The 18,156-nt window shown below is 69.7% G+C and carries 16 protein-coding genes; 8 read left to right on the forward strand and 8 right to left on the reverse strand.

All coding sequences use genetic code 11. The features are described 5' to 3' along the window. Positions 1 to 53: 53 nt before the first annotated feature. Positions 54 to 476, reverse strand: coding sequence for a peptide-methionine (R)-S-oxide reductase MsrB (msrB, locus tag MYSTI_RS13405; RefSeq protein WP_015348297.1), 423 nt, complete (start codon positions 474 to 476; stop codon positions 54 to 56). Between the two features lie 207 nt (positions 477 to 683). On the opposite strand from msrB, the gene MYSTI_RS13410 reads away from it, so the two are divergent. Next, a complete protein-coding gene (locus MYSTI_RS13410; RefSeq protein WP_015348298.1) occupies positions 684 to 1,100 on the forward strand; it encodes a CBS domain-containing protein in 417 nt (138 codons plus the stop codon). 62 nt (positions 1,101 to 1,162) lie between these two features. Here the strand turns inward: MYSTI_RS13410 and thrS are convergent, their stop codons facing one another. From thrS to MYSTI_RS43800, 4 genes are all read right to left on the reverse strand, one after another. After that, positions 1,163 to 2,365 (reverse strand): threonine--tRNA ligase, encoded by a 1,203-nt coding sequence (gene thrS, locus MYSTI_RS13415; protein ID WP_015348299.1) that lies wholly within the window; start codon positions 2,363 to 2,365, stop codon positions 1,163 to 1,165. Between the two features lie 266 nt (positions 2,366 to 2,631). Next, a complete protein-coding gene (locus MYSTI_RS13420; protein ID WP_144370073.1) occupies positions 2,632 to 2,892 on the reverse strand; it encodes a hypothetical protein in 261 nt (86 codons plus the stop codon). A gap of 139 nt (positions 2,893 to 3,031) precedes the next feature. After that, positions 3,032 to 4,894 carry an OPT/YSL family transporter gene (locus MYSTI_RS13425; protein ID WP_015348300.1) on the reverse strand — a complete coding sequence of 621 codons (1,863 nt, stop codon included), beginning with the start codon at positions 4,892 to 4,894 and terminating at the stop codon, positions 3,032 to 3,034. Positions 4,895 to 4,948: 54 nt separating this feature from the next. Continuing rightward, the gene (locus MYSTI_RS43800) at positions 4,949 to 5,680 is read right to left on the reverse strand and encodes a hypothetical protein (RefSeq protein WP_015348301.1); all 732 of its coding nucleotides are present in this window, start codon (positions 5,678 to 5,680) and stop codon (positions 4,949 to 4,951) included. A 202-nt stretch (positions 5,681 to 5,882) separates the two neighbouring features. Here MYSTI_RS43800 and MYSTI_RS43805 point away from each other — a divergent pair, with 202 nt between their 5' ends. The 3 genes from MYSTI_RS43805 to MYSTI_RS13440 all read left to right on the forward strand — a co-directional run bounded on the left by MYSTI_RS43805 (position 5,883) and on the right by MYSTI_RS13440 (position 8,976). Beyond that, entirely contained in the window at positions 5,883 to 6,191 is a 309-nt protein-coding gene (locus MYSTI_RS43805; protein ID WP_169558589.1) for a hypothetical protein, read from the forward strand. 278 nt (positions 6,192 to 6,469) lie between these two features. Beyond that, positions 6,470 to 7,288, forward strand: coding sequence for a class I SAM-dependent methyltransferase (locus MYSTI_RS13435; protein ID WP_015348302.1), 819 nt, complete (start codon positions 6,470 to 6,472; stop codon positions 7,286 to 7,288). Between the two features lie 203 nt (positions 7,289 to 7,491). Further along, a complete protein-coding gene (locus tag MYSTI_RS13440; RefSeq protein ID WP_233278260.1) occupies positions 7,492 to 8,976 on the forward strand; it encodes a carboxylate--amine ligase in 1,485 nt (494 codons plus the stop codon). A gap of 48 nt (positions 8,977 to 9,024) precedes the next feature. Here the strand turns inward: MYSTI_RS13440 and MYSTI_RS13445 are convergent, their stop codons facing one another. Together MYSTI_RS13445 and MYSTI_RS13450 are read right to left on the reverse strand one after the other, a co-directional pair. Further along, positions 9,025 to 10,494 carry a type III PLP-dependent enzyme domain-containing protein gene (locus MYSTI_RS13445; protein ID WP_015348304.1) on the reverse strand — a complete coding sequence of 490 codons (1,470 nt, stop codon included), beginning with the start codon at positions 10,492 to 10,494 and terminating at the stop codon, positions 9,025 to 9,027. Continuing rightward, entirely contained in the window at positions 10,491 to 11,345 is an 855-nt protein-coding gene (locus MYSTI_RS13450) for a glycosyltransferase family 2 protein (protein ID WP_015348305.1), read from the reverse strand. The genes MYSTI_RS13445 and MYSTI_RS13450 overlap by 4 nt, the downstream gene beginning before the upstream one ends. Before the next feature lie 578 nt (positions 11,346 to 11,923). Between MYSTI_RS13450 and MYSTI_RS13460 the strand changes: the two genes are divergently transcribed. Continuing rightward, complete coding sequence (locus MYSTI_RS13460) at positions 11,924 to 12,676, forward strand: arginyltransferase (protein WP_015348306.1); 753 nt, start codon at positions 11,924 to 11,926, stop codon at positions 12,674 to 12,676. A gap of 4 nt (positions 12,677 to 12,680) precedes the next feature. On the opposite strand, the gene MYSTI_RS13465 is transcribed toward MYSTI_RS13460, so the two are convergent. Further along, positions 12,681 to 13,547, reverse strand: a complete 867-nt coding sequence (locus MYSTI_RS13465) for an alpha/beta hydrolase (RefSeq protein WP_233278261.1) — start codon at positions 13,545 to 13,547, stop codon at positions 12,681 to 12,683. A 174-nt stretch (positions 13,548 to 13,721) separates the two neighbouring features. On the opposite strand from MYSTI_RS13465, the gene MYSTI_RS13470 reads away from it, so the two are divergent. The 3 genes from MYSTI_RS13470 to MYSTI_RS13480 all read left to right on the forward strand — a co-directional run bounded on the left by MYSTI_RS13470 (position 13,722) and on the right by MYSTI_RS13480 (position 18,152). After that, positions 13,722 to 14,885 (forward strand): glycosyltransferase, encoded by a 1,164-nt coding sequence (locus tag MYSTI_RS13470; RefSeq protein ID WP_015348308.1) that lies wholly within the window; start codon positions 13,722 to 13,724, stop codon positions 14,883 to 14,885. 120 nt (positions 14,886 to 15,005) lie between these two features. Next, a complete protein-coding gene (locus MYSTI_RS13475; protein WP_015348309.1) occupies positions 15,006 to 16,694 on the forward strand; it encodes a glutamine--tRNA ligase/YqeY domain fusion protein in 1,689 nt (562 codons plus the stop codon). A 243-nt stretch (positions 16,695 to 16,937) separates the two neighbouring features. Next, the gene (locus MYSTI_RS13480) at positions 16,938 to 18,152 is read left to right on the forward strand and encodes a serine hydrolase domain-containing protein (RefSeq protein WP_015348310.1); all 1,215 of its coding nucleotides are present in this window, start codon (positions 16,938 to 16,940) and stop codon (positions 18,150 to 18,152) included. The last annotated feature ends 4 nt before the right edge of the window (positions 18,153 to 18,156 follow it).

The raw sequence follows: 18,156 nt of genomic DNA on the forward strand, positions 1-18,156 counted from the left end.
CTGCCCCGGACCTTCGCTCGGAATCCTTCGAGCGAGGCCGGGGCCTTCGACGCCTACGCCCGGACCAGCTCCAGCGGCTGGCCTTCCGGGACGTGCTTCATCGCCACCGAGTTCATGCAGTAGCGCAGCCCCGTGGGCGGCGGACCGTCCGGGAACACGTGCCCCAGGTGGCCATCGCAGCGGGCGCAGCGCACCTCGGTGCGCACCATGCCGTACGTGCGGTCGTCGATTTCCGCGACGGAGTCCGGGCCCACTGTCTGGGTGAAGGACGGCCAGCCCGTGCCGGACTCGAACTTGGTCCCCGACTTGAACAGCGGGTTGCCACACCCGGCGCACACATAGGTGCCGGGTGTCTTGGTGCCCAGGAAGCAGCCCGAGCCGGGGCGCTCGGTGCCGTGCTTCCGCAGGACGTTGAACTCCTCGGGCGTCAGCCGCTCGCGCCACTGCGCATCGCTGAGGGTGAGCTTGTCGACCATGCCATCACGCTCCTTGGCCCCGGGCGGGGCCCGGGTGTCTGTCTCAGATGCGCATCCTGCCCAATCGTCGCGCCTGCTGGCCAACCCGGAATGAGGGGGGCTGCCCGCCCGCAGGCCCTACCTCCGGGCCCAGGGGCTGGACGGGCGCGGACGGCTGACGGGGGCCACGCTTGAGGGACACAGCCCAACCCCATCAGCGGAGGCGCCATGCGGATTTTCGAGCTGATGACGAAGAACGTGGAGACCATCGAAGCCGACGAGTCGCTTCGCGTCGCGGCCCTCAGGATGCGCACGTGCAACATCGGCGCGCTTCCCGTCACCGAGAGCGGGCAGCTCGTGGGCATGCTGACGGACCGGGACATCACCGTCCGGTCGACGGCCCTGGGACAGCATCCGGAGCACACGCGGGTCCGCGAGGCCATGACGACCGCGGTCATCACCTGTCAGCCCGACGCGACGCTCGGGGTCGCCGAGCAGCTCATGGAAGACAAGATGGTGCGCCGGCTGCTCATCGTGGACGAGTCGCGCAACCTGCTGGGCATCCTGAGCCTGGATGACCTGGCCACCGTCCCCGCCGAGGTCCTGCGCGCCGGCTCCGTGCTGGAGCACCTGCGCCACGCGTAGCGCGGCCGATTCGAAGAAGGGGCGGACGAGGTGTCCTTCGTCCGCCCCCCAGAGTCACTTCCTCAAACGTCGGAGTCGAGTCCGCACGCGGCTCGCAGCTCCGCGACGGCTTCGTCCCACGACGCGTCCTTCTGTGCGCCCTGGCGAGGACGCAGGCGGACCGAGCCCGCCTCGACTTCACGCGCTCCCACCACCGCGAGCCACGGGACTCCCGCTTGATGCGAGTCCGACACCTTGCGGGACAGCGACTCGTCGCGGACGTCCACGCGGACGCGGCAGCCCGCGCGCCGGAGCGCGGAGGCGAAGCGCTGCGCGTAGTCCACCGCCGCCTGGCCGATGGGGGCCACGACCACCTGCTCGGGAGCCAGCCACGCGGGGAGCGAGCCCCCGTGGTGCTCCAGCAGCACGCCGATGAAGCGCTCCAGGCTGCCGAGCAGCGCCCGGTGAAGCATCACCGGACGCACGCGCGCGCCGGAGGCGTCCTGGTAGCGCAGGTCGAAGCGCTCGGGCAGGACGAGGTCGAGCTGAATCGTCCCGCACTGCCACTCGCGCCCCAGCCTGTCCTTGAGGACGAACTCCAGCTTGGGGCCGTAGAAGGCGCCCTGGCCCGGCTGGAGCTTGTAGGCCAGCCCGGCCTGGCTCGCGGCGGCGGCGAGCCACTCCTCCGCCTGGTCCCACAACGCATCGCTGCCCGCCCGGGCCTGGGGCCTGTCGGAGAAGGCGACCTGGACGTCATCGAAGCCGAAGCCCGCGTAGAACTCCTTCAGCGAGCGGACGAAGTGGACGACCTCCTCCACCACCTGCTCGGGGGCACAGAAGATGTGCCCGTCGTCTTGCGTGAACTGACGCAGGCGGAACAGGCCGTGCAGCGCGCCTCCGGGCTCACTGCGGTGCACCAGCCCGAACTCACCGAGCCGCAGCGGCAAGTCCCTGTAGCTGGGGGCCATGCGCTGCACCATCTCGATGTGGCCGGGGCAGTTGACGGGCTTCACGCCCAGGGAGCGAGCGCCGTCCTGGATGAGGAACATGTTCTCGCGGAAGTTCTCCCAGTGGCCGCTGCGCTCCCACAGCGGCTGGGCGTAGATCTGCGGCGAGCGGACCTCGAGGTAGCCCTCGCGCCGCATGCGCTGCCGGACGTGTTCCTCCAGCAGGCGATAGAGTTGGAAGCCTCGGGGGTGCCAGAAGACCATGCCGGGGGCCTCCTCCTGCAGGTGGAAGAGGTCCAGGCGTTGGCCCAGGGCGCGGTGGTCGTGTTCGTCGAGCATGTGCTGCGTCTCCGTGTGCGGAAAGGGTGAAGTGCCTTGCCGGACGGAGCACTGAGCGAGCGCACGGCTGCCCCGGCCGGAAAGGCGGGGCGAAAAGCCGTGCGGGTCGTCAGCTCACTCGACGACGCGCACCGCTCCACACCCGCCGTAGCGAGTCGTGGTGCGGGTGGTCGTAGTGGAGATGACGGAGCTCACGACAAACAAAATGCAGGCGGGCCCGGGAATTGTCAACCGGACCCGCGGGACAGGCCTGGCGAGCGAGAGGCTCAGCAGCTGTAGCGCCGGTCCACGCAGGCGCACCAGCTGACGTACTCGCCATCGCAACAGGGGTTCTCCACCCTGCAGCCCCGTCCCACCATGTCGGAGCACGCGACGTAGCCGGCCGAGCAGGTGGTGAGCTCCCGGGGCGCCTGGGAGACCTCCTCCGTGGACAGCGGCTCCTGAGAGGCTTCTTCGGGAAGAGGCTCACCACAGCCCAGCCACGCGACACTGATGAACGCCGCCATCACCGCGAGCACACGCTTCATGACAACCCCTGTTGAGTGGTGTTGAGGGCATCCCTGACGGACACCGTGTGCGTATGCTTTCACAGGTGCGACGGTGGGCGCCAAGGGTTGACCCGACTCCGGCGCGAAGGGGTCAACCCCTGGGGGGTCACGCCCCGCGTCAGGCCAGCAGCGACGCGAGGCCCACCAGTCCGGCGATGAGGAAGAAGAGGGACTCGCCGGCGATGAGTCCGCCGCCGACCAGGGACATGGTGCTCATGTCCTCGGGGAGCGCCTCACCCTCGGCGGGGCTGCCCGAGGCGGGCGGGGCCAGCTTCTTCGTGACGGTGTTCCACACGGAGGCGATGACACCGCCCGCGCCGAACCACATCGCGGCGGGGAAGGCGACGAAGCCGCCGAAGGACAGCGCATAGGGGCTGGCCAGCACGATGGAGTCCATGGTCCACCCGAGCGCGAAGCCCGCGCGCGAGCTCTTGATGTAGCGCTTGTAGCCGGCGTGCCCGTTGACCACCTTGCGCAGCACCTGGATGACGAAGCCGATGGCGAGGCCGTAGAGCATGGCCTTCACCTTGGCGTCGGACAGCGAGCCCAGGTCGCGGATGGCGCCCACCAGCTTGTACGTCATCGCGGAGCCCCACTGGCCCACGGGGACGTTGGGGTTGTCGAGCTGGTTGATGGTGAGGGTGGGGTAGGCCGTCATGAAGACGCGCGCAAGGCCCACGCACAGCATCGCGCCCATGATGACGCCCATGACCTGGTAGCGGAACTGGACGTTGCGGTTGGTGCCCAGGCGCCAGCCCGTGGAGCGGTCCTGCTGCATGTCACAGCCCACGGAGGTGGAGATGAGCAGGATGGTGGCCGCCATCAGCGCGACGAGCGGGTTCTTCAGGCCCATCAGCGACATGAGCATGATGGAGATGACGAACGCGCTGGAGATGGGGTTCTGGTCGGTGATGCCGTAGGAGATGCCGTTGATGAGGACGAAGAGCAGCGCCAGGCCCAGGCCGAACAGGAGCCAGACCACCGGCTGACCCAGCACCAGCGTGCCCACGAGCAGCGTCGCCGCGCCCCAGCTCACCACCCAGGCGAGGAGCCGGGGCATGTTGACCTTCTTCCACGCCGGCTCGTTGCTCTCCTCGGCGCTGGCCCGGGCGCGGATGCGCGCGAGGGCTTGTCCCGCGAGCAGCGCGAGGTCCACCACCGCCGCGCCGCAAATCATCGCGAGGCCGATGAGGAAGCCCACCTTGCGGAACGGGTCCTGGGCCCCCAGCCAGCCGAGTTCACGCAGATAGGGCAACTGCCACGCGCCCAGCACGGCCATCACCATCGCGGGGACGGTGATGCGGCTGCCGACAATCATGCCGCCGCCGAGCGTGGCGGCGCTGGTGCTGATGGCGGCGAAGAACGCGACCTTCTCCGTCAGCCACGCGGCGCCGGCGCCCAGGAGCGAGCCACCTCCCAGCTTGGAGATGGAGGCCTTGAGCAGGCGCTTGTCCGTCAGCGCGCGCAGGATGTTGGCCACCGCGAAGCCGGACGGGTAGTCGAGCTGGAGCTTGTCGACGAGCAGCGGCGTGTAGAGCATGCCCACGCCCACGGCGAACATGCCCACGCAGCCGACGAAGAGCATCAGGTGCCACGCGGGGGGCATGTCCATGCCCATCCACACCATGGCCTGGATGAGCACGGACATGGCGCACAGCGAGGCCACCGACGCGGCCATCGTCTGCATGTAGTTGGCGCCGTGCTTGCCTTCCGCGCCGTAGCCGTACGTCACGGCGCTGCCGAGGATGCCCGCGAGCACCTGGCCGCCGATGAAGAAGCCCACGCTGAAGTTCATGTACGAGGCGGCGATGCCACCCAGCGGGCCGAGGATGAGCAGCGCCACGGCGCTGAGCAGCACATGGTATTTCCACGAGCCGATGGGGGGCAGCCAGCCGAAGCGCGGTTGCACTGAGTCGGGGGACGCGGGAGCCGAGGACGAAGGGGGCTCCGAGGACGGGAGCGGCTGGGCGGGATGTGCCATGTGGGGCGGAGGGTACCGGGGTTCCGTACCCCTGTCACAACCTGGGGCGTCTGTTCACCCGTCCTGGAAGGGGAGCGCTCGCAGGGCGGCGCGAAGGTGGGCCCGCCCGCGATAGAGGGTCAGCGCGTAGAGCGCCGCGAGGGCCGTGAGGCAGGCGATGCCCAGCACGACGTGGCGGCCGATGAGGTCGCTCTCGGCCCAGCCGTAGGTCTCCACGAGGGTGCTCGCGTCGCTCAGGCCGACGCCCTCGATGCGGCCGAAGGGGATGGCCTCCGCGTCGGTTCGCGCGGACCACCAGAGGTGGAAGGCGTCCCAGAAGGCGAGGGCGCCGATGCCCACGAAGCCCCAGCGGAGTCCCTTCGCGTGCAGGTAGCTGCCGGGGCGCACGTAGAAGGTGCCCATCAGCACGGTGCCGAGGACCAGCATGCCGGCGTCCCCGCCGAAGGAGATGAGGGCCTGGGCGCGGTCCAGGGAGAGGCCGAACGTGCAGACGAGCTGAAGGGCGAGGAGGACCGTGGCCCCCGCGAGCCAGTCGCGACGGTGATGTCTCCTGCCGGTCCAGGCCCACAGCGCGAGCGCGCCGGTGAGGAGGAGGGCCATCCAATACCAGCGCTTCTCGCCCGTCGGGGTGACCCACGGGCCGGGAATGGCGGGGATGCCGCAGAGCCACGCGGTGACGGCGTGGCCCAGCTCGTGGACGTACATGGTCACCAGGCGGACGATGAAGTTCATCGAGCCCGTGGCCGCCAGGTAGCCGAGCACCAGCGCGATGGGGATGACGACCACGCGCAGCCTCAACTCGTGGAGGTGCTCGGAGTCGTCGGGGGGGGTGGCCGCATCGAATCGGGAGAGCGCATCGTCGAGGGAGAATGAGGTGGGATGGGGCAGGGCGGTGGAGTCGCGTTCATGTCGTGGCCACGGTGATTCCGTGGGCCCTGGCGGGGAGGCACGGACTTCGTGTGGAGCCACCGCGTGGGAGCTGTCCTCCGTGGAGAACCCTGCATCGGAACGTGCTGGCTCCGAGGAGGAGGCCGTGCTCGGTGCCCAGGCTTCTCGTGCCGCGGCCGCGCTCGCGGTGTCTGCTGCGGAGCGCCGCGCATCGGGGTGGTTCGCCTCCGAGGAGGATGCGGCTCGCGATGCCCAGGCTTCTCGCGCCGCCGCCGCGCTCGCGGTGTCCGCCGGGGAACGCCGCGCATCGGGGTGGTTCGCCTCCGAAGCGGGGGCGGTTCGCGATGCCCAGGCTTCTCGCGCCGCCGCTGCGCTGACGCGTTGCGCGGCGGAGGTCGGTGCATCGTGAGCCGGCACTTCGCGGGGGCGCATCGCAGCCCGTTGCGAGGAGGCATGTGTCGTGGCTGCACGTTCCTGCTCGGCCTTGCGCGCGGCGCGGGCATCGGCTCGTGCGTAGATGATGCCGCAGCGAGGACACTCAGCCCCCTCCACGCGAGGCGACTGACAGCCGGGGCAGGTAAGAGCGGAGGCTGGAGGCACACGTCCAGCCTAATGGCCTGGAAGGCCTTGCGAAAATGCCGCCCGCGAGACTTGACGCGTGGGGCGCCTCTGGTCGAAGTGCGTGACATGTCCACGCTCGACGCGAAGACACGGGGGCGCACCTCTCCGGGGCGCCTGCGCGCACTGGATGCCTACCTGTGCCGCTTCGAGCCCGGCCTGCTCACGCGCACCGATGGCCCCTGGGCCCACGGTGTCTTCGTCGACGTGGGCTTCGGCGAGCACCCCTGGACCACACTGGAGAGCGCGGAGGCGTTCCGCTCGCTCCACCCGGAGCTCTCCGTGGTCGGCGTGGAGCTGGACGCCGCACGAGCCCAGGCCGCGCACGTCCACGCGGGGCCTCGCACCCACTTCCGCCAGGGCGGCTTCGAGCTTCCGCTCACGGCGGATGAACCCGCCCGTCTCGTGCGGGCCATGAACGTGCTGCGTCAGGGCCCCGTCGAGCGTGTCCCCGAGGTCCACCACACCCTTGGCCGTTTCCTCCTTCCCTCAGGATTGCTCGTCGAGGGCAGCGCCGACCCGGAGGGCGCGGTGCTCACCGCGCACCTGCTGCGTCGACCCGCCGACAGCGCGGACCTCCCACCCACGCGCGAAGCCCTGCTGTTCCACACCACCTTCCGCCACGGCTTCGCCCCCTGGCAGTTCCGCGACTGGCTCCCAAGAGATCTCCGCCGCCGCGTGCGCCCTGGAGAGCCGATGCACGCCTTCTTCGAGTCGTGGAACCAGGTCTGGCAACACGCCCGTGACACCGGTTACACCCTCCCCGCCGACGCCTTCCGCGAGTCCGTCACCCGCCTGGCCACGCGGGTGAGCGGGGTGGTGGTGGACTCCTGGCTGCTCGACTCGGGCTACCTCGTGTGGAGGCCCGACGGCGGCGTCCCTCCCTGACACGCGGTGCCTGTCCGACACGCGAGGTCTCCGTGCGATGGGGGACACGGACTTGGTACGGAACTCAGCAAGTCGTCGCGCTGGACCCGCTGGGTGGGGGGCGTCCCGTCAGCCCGTTTTCGTTCGCGCTCCAAACAGGCGTCACGAAGTGAACCCGACAGCGGCAAATGGGGTGAGGGGACGCTATGTTGCGTCCCCTGGACATGAAACGACACATTCTCTCACTCCTCACCGCCGGGCTTGCCGCGGGCACCGCGATGCTCGCTTCGACGCAGGCCTCCGCCGTCATGGCGAGGGCCCAGGCCCCGGTGCGAGGACCGTCCTCGCGCTCGCGCAGGGCCGAGGATGTGGAAAGACTGGAGACACCACAGGTGGAGGCAGAACACGTGAAGGTGGAGCAGGCGGTGCGCGGGCGCGAGGAACATCGTCCGCCGGTGCTGCTCTTCTCCGCGAGCTTCTATGGCACGCTCGCCGCCGCGCGCTGCTTCGGGCGCAATGGAATCGACGTCGCCGTGGCGGACCCCGGGAAGCTGGGCCCCGCGAGCTGGTCCCGCTTCGTCGGGCGCCGCGTGCAGTGCCCTCCCGAGTCCCAGCCCGAGGCCTTCCTCGCGTGGCTGCTGGACTTCGGCAGGAGCGAGCCGCGCCGGCACGTGCTGTACCCCACGAGCGACGAGCTGGCGTGGCTCGTCTCCGTCCACGCCGAGGAGCTCTCCAAGTACTTCCACCTCTATGACCCCGGCGTGGAGGCGGTCTACGGGCTGCTCAACAAGCGCAAGCTCTTCGAGGCGGGCCAGCAGGCCGGCCTGACGCTGCCGCGCACCTGGTTCCCCGAGTCGGAGGCGGACCTGGAGGCCATCTCCCGCGAGGCCCGCTTCCCGGTCCTCATCAAGCCGACGACGCAGATCCTCTACTCCACGCACAGGAAGGGCCTGCCCGTCGCGGAGCCCTCGCAGCTCGTCGAGGAGTACCGCGCCTTCGCCCGCGATGGGTACGCGCCCATGCTGGTGGACTTCGACCCGGCCGTCGCGCGCCCCATGGTGCAGGAGTTCCATCCGGAGGCCGCCCAGGGCATCTACAGCCTGTCGGGCTTCGTGGACGAGACGGGCGACGTGTTCGAGGTGCGCGGCGCCATGAAGGTGCTCCAGCGTCCGCGCCGGCTGGGCGTGGGCGTCTGCTTCGAGTCCGCGCCCGTGCGCCAGGACCTGGCGGACGGCCTCAAGCGCCTGTGCCAGAAGCTGGGCTACCACGGCGTGTTCGAGGTGGAGTTCATCCAGACGAAGGATTCGTTCCTCCTCATCGACTTCAACCCCCGCTACTACGGGCAGATGGGCTTCGACATCGCCCGGGGCCTGCCGCTGCCGCTCATGGCGTACCACGCGGCGGTGGGGGATTCGGACGCGCTCGGGGACGTGGTGGCGGCCGCGCGCGCGTGGAAGGGCAAGGGCGAGGTGTTCTGCAACCGCATCGCCCTGGAGATGCTGCTCAACCTCCAGCGGCTGTCGGGCGCGCTCCCCGCGGACGAGGCCCGTCAGTGGCGCCGCTGGCTGCAGTCCCACCGGGACGTGGCGGTGGACCCGCTCATCGACTCGGATGACATGATGCCTTCGGCGGTGGAGGTGGCGCAGATTGTCTACGGCTCCGCGCGCCACCCCCGTGCCTTCCTCCGGATGATGGTGCTCAACCGGTAGTCGCCGCGGGAGACGGGCCGCCCAGGACTCCCGGGCGGCCCGACAGCCTCACGCGGCCTCGGTCTTGTTCTGCTGGGCCCGGTTCACCTGCACCGGGTCCACCGCGTCGAGCGCCACCTGGTCCTCGAACGTCTCCGCCCGTCGCAGGAGCCGGTCCGTGCCGTCCTCCTCCAGCGCGATGATGGCGGGCTGGGGATACGAGAACGACGTGGCGAACGGCACGAAGTACGCGCCCGCGTCCATGATGGCCAGCGTGTCGCCCGGCACGAGGTCCGGCAGGCGCTTGGCGTGGTACAGCGTGTCCCCTGGCGTGCAGATGGGGCCCACCACCGTGTACACGCGCGAGGCCGGCGCGTCCGGCCGGTCCACGTGGAAGAGCTGGTGGTACTCGTTGCGCACGCACTCGGCATGGTTGACGCCCATGTCGAGGACGGCCCACGTCCGGTCCTCACCCGACTTGAGCGTGTGCACGCGTCCCAGGAGCAGCTGCGTGTCGCCCGTCATGGCGCGGCCCGGCTCCAGGAAGATGCGAGGCCGCTGGCGCCCTTGGCGCGCGTAGTGCGACTCCACCATCTCCACCGCGAGCGAGACATACCGGGAGATGCCCAGCGCCTGGGCGGGGTCCGGTGCGGGCACGTCGCGGAAGAAGGTGAGGTTGAGCCGCCAGTCGCGCTCGGCGATGTGCTCCACCGAGGGCGTGCAGAGGCTGCCGCCCAGATCCAGCACCTCCAGGTCCAGCCCCAGCTCCAGGTGCAGCGTGTCCGTGAAGGCCAGCACTGCTTCGACGAAGCCGGTGAACTCGCCCTCGGTGCGGATGGTGGCGCCCCGGTGCGCGTGCAGGCCCACGACGTCCAGGTTCGCGGAGGCCCGCGCCTGCGCGTACGCCCGGAGCGCCGCGCCTCCCGCGATGGGCGTGCCGAACTGCGCCGCCCAGCCGCTGTCCGTGCTCACCCGCACCGCCACGCGAGGCCGCTTGCCCACCTCCGCGGCGATGCGCGCGAAGCTGCCCAGCTCCTCCGCGTGGTTGGCGGCCAGCAGCTGGATGCCCTGGCTGATGGCCTCGCGCACGGAGGCCTCCGACTTCACCGGGCCGTTGTAGACGATGCGGTCCGCGGGCACGCCCAGCTTCAGCGCCAGCCACAGCTCATAGGCGGAGATGATCTCGGCGCCCACGCCCATCCCGTGCAGCACGGAGAGCACCCCGGGCACCGGGTTCGTCTTGTACGAGTAGAAGACCTCGCAGCCGGCCGTGCACCCCGGCGGCACCGCCTGGAAGCGCTCCGCGTTGCGGCGCAGCGCCGCCAGGTGCACCACGTGCAGCGGCGACCCCCAGCGCTCCACCAACTCCTTGAGCGGCACGCCCTCCAGCGTCAGGCCCTGGGAGGGCTCTCGCTCCAGGCCCCAGTACGAGGCGGGAATCTCCGTGCGCGCGGGCGCCATGGCCCGCTGGAGCACGGGCCGCAGCGTCTGCTTCATCTGCCGCTTGGCGGTTCCGACGAAACGACTCTTGAGACTCATGGCACCCGGCCCGGCTTCGGCAACCACAAGGTCGGCAGACGCTTGGCGAGGCCGAAGGGAAACGCCCGCATGCACAGCTGCAGCAGCCGGTACTCGAGCATGCCGTTCGTCTTGCGGTACTTGCCGTGAATCATGTCGTTGGACTGCATCACCAGCGTGCCGTCCTTGCCCAGGTTGTGCATCAGCGACGGCCGGCCGGTGCGGTAGTGGAGGATGGGCCGGTCGACGTAGACGTGGCCGTAGGCGCGGATGCCGCGCAGGTAGAAGTCCACGTCCTCGTAGACGGGGATGCTGGCGTCGAAGCCGCCCAGCGCCGCGAAGTGCTCGCGGCGAATCATGCACGCCGAATTCACATACAGCGTGCCGCGGAAGAGGATGTGCGCCACCGTCCACAGGCTGCTGGGCGTGCTGGCGCCCACCTTGGCGGCCCACTGGAAGTAGTCGCTCTTGTCCTTGAGCCAGTCCGCGTCGTCGCCGAACGGCACCACCCAGCCCACCGCCACGCCCGCCTGGGGCCGCGCGTCCAGCGAGCTCACCATGGCGTGCAGCGCCCCGTCCGCGAGCATGTCGTCGTCGTCCAGGAAGTGCAGGTAGCGCCCCTTGGCCAGCGACACGCCGTGGTTGCGCACCACCGCGGGGCGGCCCTTGGACGGCGGGTCGTTCACCACGTAGCGCACGCGAGCGTCACCCAGCGCCTCCACCGGTGCTCGCGCGGTGCCCTCTGGCGTGTCGTCCAGGACGATGACCTCCACCTGGACCCCCTCTTGGCGGAGCACCGAGCGGATGGCCTCCACCACTTCCTTTTCTCTCCGGTGGGTGGGCATCACCACGGAGACATCGATTGCGGACATGTCTGACTTATACGCGTTCGCGCCGGGGGCTGAGAAGCCGCCTTGCCGGGGAAGCGCATCGCCCGCGAGTCGTGCGCGCCCGGCCGCCGGGTGCGCAAGGGATGCGGGGGTTGTCCGTTCTCGAAGTGGATGAGGGTGAGAAGACTCGTTCTGCTCCGACGCGTCGGCGTCCTGCTCCGACGCGGCTTCAGTAGCTTGCGACCGCGAATTCGAAGTCATCGGGCTCCCCCCTGGGGTCTACGTCGACCTGGGATGCATTCTCCCCTTCCTCGTGTGGCGTTGGCCAGTCGTGGTGAAGGCGGGGGGCGGCAAGCGGCCAGGTGGGCACCAGGCGCAGGCCCTGGGGTCGAATGGCCTCGGCCTCGGGTTCCTCTTGAGAGGGCAGGTCCATCCAGGACCTCGGGCAGTCTCGGGCCATGTGCATCCGCCTTGTGAGGGAGTCGCCTGGGGAGAGTGCAGTCGCCATGCCACGGGCCTGTCTGGAGGGGAGGGGGGCGGACGCGCTGTTCGCGAGGCTTTTGGACCCACCGCGTTGGACTTGACGGCGGGCCAGACGCCGGAGAGGAACATGGAGGGATATGGCCCGCCTGCTGGCACATGAAGTCGAAGCCCCCCGCCCGTGCAGCTACCTGCCGGAGCGGCAGGCGTCGCTCGAGAACCTGGTGATGCAGGACGTGTCACCGGAGGAGTACGAGCACCTCCTGGTGCGTGGGTGGCGGCGCTTCGGCCCGGTGTACTTCCGTCCCGCGTGTGCCGACTGCCACGAGTGTGTCTCCCTGCGTGTCCCGGTGGAGACGTTCCGCCCCAACCGCAGCCAGCGCCGGGCCCGCGCCGCGTGCGCGCACCTGCGCGTGGAGGTGGGGCGGCCTCGCGTGGATGAGGAGCGGCTCGCGCTCTATCGCGCGTGGCATGCGGAGCGGGAGGTGTCGCGGGACTGGGAGCCCTCACCGTTGACGGGGCGGGAGTACTCGCTCCAGTTCGCCTTCCCGCATCCGTCCGCGCGCGAGGTGGCCTTCTACGACGACGGCCCGGAGGACGGCCCGCGGCTGGTGGCGCTGGGCATCTGCGACGAGACGCCGCACGCGTGGAGTGCGGTGTACTTCTTCTACGACCCGGCCTTCGCGGGGCTCTCGCTGGGCACGGCGAACGTGGTGTTCCAGGTGGAGCTGGCGCGCTCGCGCGGCATCCCCCACGTGTACCTGGGCTACCGCGTCCAGGCGTGCGCGTCGCTGCGCTACAAGGGCCTGTTCCGCCCTCATGAGCTGTTGAAGACGCGCCCCGCGCTGGATGCGCCTCCCGCGTGGGCGCCCGCGGACGACGCGGAGGAGTGACGCCTCAGCTCGCGCCGAGCAGCGCCCGGTCGAAGTGCTCGCGCAGCCGGCGCGCGTACTCCTCGGGGGCCACGCGGGAGTACTCGCCATGGCCCGCGCCCGGGACGACCCACAGGGACTTGGGCTCGCAGGCCGCGCGGAAGAGGCTGGCCTGGAGCTTGGAAGGCGCGTCCGGGTCCACGTCGCCGTTGACGAGCAGCAGCGGCCGTCCTTGCAGGCGACACATGCCGTCGATGGGGCGCACCGCGTCCACGTCCACGCCCGCGCCGCGCAGCGTCCACAGCACGGGCTCCGCGCTCAGCGCGCCCCAGCGGCCGTAGCCGGAGTACACGTCCGCCTCCAGCGCGGGATACGCGCCCGCCGCGGCCACGGCCTTCACGCGCGGGTCCGACTCGGCCACGAGCAGCGACGTGGTGCCGCCCATGGAGAAGCCGAAGAGCCCCAGCTTCGCCGGGTCCACGTCCTGGCGGTGGGAGACGAAGTCCAGCGCGGCCACCACGTCGCGCCGCTCGGCGTCGCCCCACGTCACGCGGTCTCCACCGCTCTCCCCATGCGCGCGCAGGTCGAACAGCAGCACGCCGTAGCCGGCGCGAGCCAGCGCGCGGGCCTCGAACAGGAGCTGCGCGCGGTTGCCCGCGAAGCCATGCACCAGCACCACCGCGGCGCGGTTGCGCGACGGCACGTACCAGCCGCGCAGCGCGAGGCCCTCCGCGCTGGTGAAGCTCACGTCCTCCAATCCCGTGAGTTCTTCCCCCGCGACGGGCCGCTCCACTGGCACGTGCGGAGGATGAAGCAACCCCTGGCCGATACGATGACCGCGCCAGGTCAACACACCGCCCACCATGAGCATGGCCAGCGTCGGCGCCAGCAAGACGATAGGGCGAGGTTTCAGGAATGTTTTCACAGGAAAGGGAGCCCCCGGAGAGGGATGCCAGCTTAATCAAGTCTCGCTAGTGTATGCGCGAGGGGGAATGACACATTCGCGTGGTTGGCGCGTGTACGTCCTTGGGTTACCCTGGGTCAGCCTTCTCGTGATTGGGGGCAGATGCTGGTACCTGTGCCGCGAGAAGCCGCGAAAGACACCCGAGACTCCCGCCCCAAGCGCGTCCTTTTTACGCTGGTTTTCCTGGGTTCAGGGGGAATCGAGCGCTCGGTGTGCAACGTGATGGCGGGCTTGGACCCCCGGCGTTTCGCCACGCGGTTGTTCTTCCACCACCGGCCGCCACCGGGGCGGGAGGACCGGCTGCCTCGGAATGCCCAGGTCTCCTGGGCCACGGACTCCTACGACTACCACCGGCAGAACCTGCCGCTGTACCTCTGGCACCTGCTGCGCCACGCGCGCGAGGCCGACGTCATCGTCGCGGGCCAGGAGGGGCGCGCGGCGCTGCTGGCGTGTCTGGCGGGGCGACTGCTCGGCAAGCCCGTGGTCGGGATGATCCACTTCGACTGGGGCGCGTTCCATCGCGAGCAGCCCCGCCGCCAGCTCTGGGGCTTGCGTCTTCTCTACCCGCGCATGCAGCGCATCATCGCCTGTGGGCAGGACACGGCGCGCTCCTTCCAGGCCCTGGTGCCGGTGCCTGACGGACAGCTCCAGGTCATCCCCAACTTCGTGGACGGCGACGTCGTGCGCGCCGCCGCCGAGGCGCCTCTGCCTGACTGGGCGCCCCCCGTCTTCGAGAAACCCGTCGTCATCGCGGTGGGACGCCTGGAGCCCCAGAAGGGCTTCGATGTCCTCATCCGCGGCCACGCCCTGGCCCGCCAGCGCGGCGTGGACCACCACCTGCTCATCCTCGGGGTGGGCTCGTTGGAGGTCGAACTGAAGGCCCTGGCGCGCTCGTTGGGGGTGGAGTCCACGGTCTTCATGCCGGGGTTCGTGGCCAATCCGCATGCGCTGATGCGCAGGTCAGCGGTGTTCGCGCTGTCCTCGCGGTTCGAGGGCCTGCCCATGGTGCTGCTGGAGGCGCTCGCGCTGGGGTGTCCGGTGGTCAGCACGGACTGCCCGTCGGGGCCGGCGGAGGTGCTGGAGCATGGCCGGCATGGGGTGATGGTGCCGGTGGAGGACGCCCAGGCGCTGTCCGAGGCGCTGGGGCGTGCGGTCTCGGACGAGGTGCACCGCCAGGACCTCTCCCGCCGGGCGCGGGCGCGGGCGGAGGACCTGTCCGCGGCCAGGGCGCTGGAGGCATGGGACTCCCTGCTGTCCTCCCTCTGAGGGGCGGGCGGAAGGGGGGAGGGGGCTCTGGGTGTTGTGCATCGAGGCACACCGGGAACGGCCGGGGAGCAAGGAATCGCTTGCCGGCTCCGGGCGGCTTCACGAGGATTCGCCCCCACCATGACGACGACGAACGAAACGCAGGGCCTGAACTTCCTCCAGGAGATCATCGAGGAAGACCGGCGCACGGGGAAGCACGGCGGTCGCGTGCTCACCCGCTTCCCGCCCGAGCCCAACGGCTACCTCCACATTGGTCACGCCAAGTCCATCTGCCTGAACTTCGGGCTGGCGAAGCAATACGGTGGCCTGTGCAACCTGCGCTTCGACGACACCAACCCCGTCACGGAGGACACCGACTATGTCGAGTCCATCCAGCGCGACGTGAAGTGGCTGGGCTTCGATTGGGAGGAGCGCAAGTACTTCGCGTCCGACTACTTCCCGAAGCTCTATGACTTCGCGGTGGAGCTCATCAAGCAGGGCAAGGCGTACGTGTGCAGCCTGTCCCCGGACGAGATTCGCGAGTACCGCGGCGACTTCACCACGCCGGGCCGCGACAGCCCGTACCGCACCCGCTCCGTGGAGGAGAACCTGGACCTCTTCGCGCGGATGCGCGCCGGCGAGTTCCCGGACAGCAAGCACACGCTGCGCGCGAAGATCGACATGGCGTCGCCCAACCCCGTGTTGCGCGACCCGCCCATCTATCGCATCCGCCACGCGCACCACCACCGCACCGGGGATGCGTGGCCCATCTACCCGCTCTATGACTTCGCGCACTGCCTGTCGGACGCGCTCGAGGGCATCACCCACTCCATCTGCACGCTGGAGTTCGAGAACCGGCGGGTGCTGTATGACTGGATTGTCGACAGCCTCATCAAGGGCGACCGGCCGCACCAGTACGAGTTCAACCGGCTGAACCTCAACTACACGGTGATGAGCAAGCGCAAGCTGCTCAAGCTCGTCACGGAGAAGTATGTCTCGGGTTGGGATGACCCTCGGATGATGACGCTCAGCGGCCTGCGCCGCCGGGGCTTCACGCCGAAGTCCATCCGCGACTTCGCCTCGCGCGCGGGCATCAGCAAGACGCAGCAGCTCATCGACATGGGCGTGCTGGAGTTGTGCATCCGCGAGGACCTCAACGACACGGCGCCCCGCGCGATGGGGGTGCTGCGTCCGTTGAAGGTGGTGGTGGAGAACTACCCCGAGGGCCAGGTGGAGATGCTGGAGGTGCAGAACCACCCGCAGAAGCCGGAGATGGGCACGCGCCAGGTGCCGTTCATGCGCGAGCTGTTCATCGAGGCGGACGACTTCATGGAGGTCCCCGCGAAGGGCTTCTTCCGGCTGGCGCCGGGCAAGGAGGTGCGCCTGCGGTCGGCGTACTTCATCACTTGCAAGGAGGTCATCAAGGACGCGGACGGCAAGGTGGTGGAGCTGCGCTGCACCTATGACCCGGCGACGAAGGGTGGAGACTCGCCGGATGGCCGCAAGGTGAAGGGCACGCTGCACTGGGCGCCGGGGAATGCGCCCTCCGTCGAGGTGCGGCTGTATGACCGCCTGTTCTCGGTGGAGAGCCCGGACTCGGATGACGCGAAGGACTTCACGACCTTCCTCAACCCGAACAGCCTGGAGGTCATCACGAACGCGCGCGTGGAGCCGATGCTGGCGAACGCCGCGGCGGAGTCCCGCTTCCAGTTCGAGCGACTGGGGTACTTCTACGTGGACCCGAAGGACTCGCAGCCGGGCCGGCCCGTGTTCAACCGCACCGTCACCCTGAAGGACTCGTGGGTGAAGGAGCAGGGCAAGGGCAAGTAGCGCTGGGGGACGCCAGGGTGCCGCCAGCCGTTTCGCGGGCGGCACCCGGCTTTCGGTAGGTCCCAGGATGACGTTCCCGCCCACGGTGCTCGTGGGCGTCCAGGTCCCGGTTGAAGGCGCGCGGCGTGGCACCGCCCCACCTGCACTCCGGCGACGCCGCGAGATGTTGGGCGACAGAGACTCTTCGCGCCGCGCGGGCTCCCGCATCCTCCTCGCCATCTCCTTCTCCTCGGAGCAGCGCCCATGCGTGCCGTGCCCTTGCTTGCCCTCCTCGTTCCGCTGTCCCTCGCTCAGGCCCGGAGTCCCTCGGGGCCGCCTCCGGCCGTCCGGGCCCGCGATGGGCGCGACGTCGAGGCGGCGCGGGGCACCCTCGTCGCGGCCGCGAGCGCCCCGGCGTTCGTCCAGGTCATCGAGCGCGAAGTGCCGGCGCTCATGAAAGAGGCCCACATCCCAGGCGCGGCCGTGGGGCTGATTGTCGGCGGCAAGCTGGTCTACGCGAAGGGCTTCGGCTTCGCGGACCATGCCGGCAAGGTGCCTGTGACGGCCGACACGGTGTTCATCGCCGCCTCGCTGTCGAAGCCCATCGCGAGCTGGGTGGCGATGCGCCTGGCCGAGCAGGGACGCGTGCGGTTGGATGCGCCGGTGGCCGATGTGCTGTCGCCGTGGCCGCTGCCGAAGAGCCCGTTCGACCCTCGCCTGATAACGATTCGCCGCCTGCTGTCGCACACCGCGGGCACGACGCTGGGCGGGTACCAGGGCTGGCTCGACTTCAAGGAACTGCCCACGCTGGAGGAGTCGCTGGCCGGAAAGACCAACGGCCGCGGCGGGGTGGAGCTGTTCGCGCCGGCCGGTGCGAAGTTCCAGTACTCGGGAGGGGGCTACACCCTGATGCAATTGGCCATCGAGCGGACCACCCAGCGCAAGTACGCGGACCTGGCGCGGGAGCTGGTGTTCCGCCCGCTGGGCATGAAGCACAGCAGTGTCGCCATGACGCCGGAGGTGCTGACCGGCGCGGCGCAGGGACATGGTGACGATGGCAAGCCCGTGCCGATGCGCTACTACGTCGAACAGGCGCCTTCGACCTTGAGCACCAGCCTCCATGACTTCGCCCGCTGGATGATTGCCAGCATGGCGAACACCGCCGGCGCGCATCCGCTGACCCCGGCGCAGCTGGCCCAGCTATACACCCCCGCGGAGCTGAGTACGCCGCGTGCACCCGGTGAGGCGGTCTACGGCCTGGGTCACTTCATCGAGCGCCTGGGGGATGGCAGCACCGCCGTGGGGCACGACGGGCGCAACCAGGCTGGCTTCCGCGCGAAGTTCTTGATGCGTCCGCAATCTGGCGACGGCATCGTGTTCTTCAGCAATGCTCGCACGGGTCTCGCTTTGGACCATATCGTCTGCCTTTGGGGCGCGGACGTGGCCAAGGTCGATGCGGCGACGGCCTGCAAGAAATAGCGAG

Origin of the sequence: Myxococcus stipitatus DSM 14675 (assembly GCF_000331735.1) — a bacterium.
Classification (GTDB): Bacteria; Myxococcota; Myxococcia; order Myxococcales; family Myxococcaceae; genus Myxococcus; species Myxococcus stipitatus.

Bases quoted from the DNA above. Each gene is read 5' to 3' on its own strand.
- msrB (WP_015348297.1), bottom strand. From the start codon at position 476: ATGGTCGACAAGCTCACCCTCAGCGATGCGCAGTGGCGCGAGCGGCTG.
- MYSTI_RS13410 (WP_015348298.1), top strand. From the start codon at position 684: ATGCGGATTTTCGAGCTGATGACGAAGAACGTGGAGACCATCGAAGCC.
- thrS (WP_015348299.1), bottom strand. From the start codon at position 2,365: ATGCTCGACGAACACGACCACCGCGCCCTGGGCCAACGCCTGGACCTC.
- MYSTI_RS13420 (WP_144370073.1), bottom strand. From the start codon at position 2,892: ATGAAGCGTGTGCTCGCGGTGATGGCGGCGTTCATCAGTGTCGCGTGG.
- MYSTI_RS13425 (WP_015348300.1), bottom strand. From the start codon at position 4,894: ATGGCACATCCCGCCCAGCCGCTCCCGTCCTCGGAGCCCCCTTCGTCC.
- MYSTI_RS13435 (WP_015348302.1), top strand. From the start codon at position 6,470: ATGTCCACGCTCGACGCGAAGACACGGGGGCGCACCTCTCCGGGGCGC.
- MYSTI_RS13440 (WP_233278260.1), top strand. From the start codon at position 7,492: ATGAAACGACACATTCTCTCACTCCTCACCGCCGGGCTTGCCGCGGGC.
- MYSTI_RS13445 (WP_015348304.1), bottom strand. From the start codon at position 10,494: ATGAGTCTCAAGAGTCGTTTCGTCGGAACCGCCAAGCGGCAGATGAAG.
- MYSTI_RS13450 (WP_015348305.1), bottom strand. From the start codon at position 11,345: ATGTCCGCAATCGATGTCTCCGTGGTGATGCCCACCCACCGGAGAGAA.
- MYSTI_RS13460 (WP_015348306.1), top strand. From the start codon at position 11,924: ATGGCCCGCCTGCTGGCACATGAAGTCGAAGCCCCCCGCCCGTGCAGC.
- MYSTI_RS13470 (WP_015348308.1), top strand. From the start codon at position 13,722: ATGCTGGTACCTGTGCCGCGAGAAGCCGCGAAAGACACCCGAGACTCC.
- MYSTI_RS13475 (WP_015348309.1), top strand. From the start codon at position 15,006: ATGACGACGACGAACGAAACGCAGGGCCTGAACTTCCTCCAGGAGATC.
- MYSTI_RS13480 (WP_015348310.1), top strand. From the start codon at position 16,938: ATGCGTGCCGTGCCCTTGCTTGCCCTCCTCGTTCCGCTGTCCCTCGCT.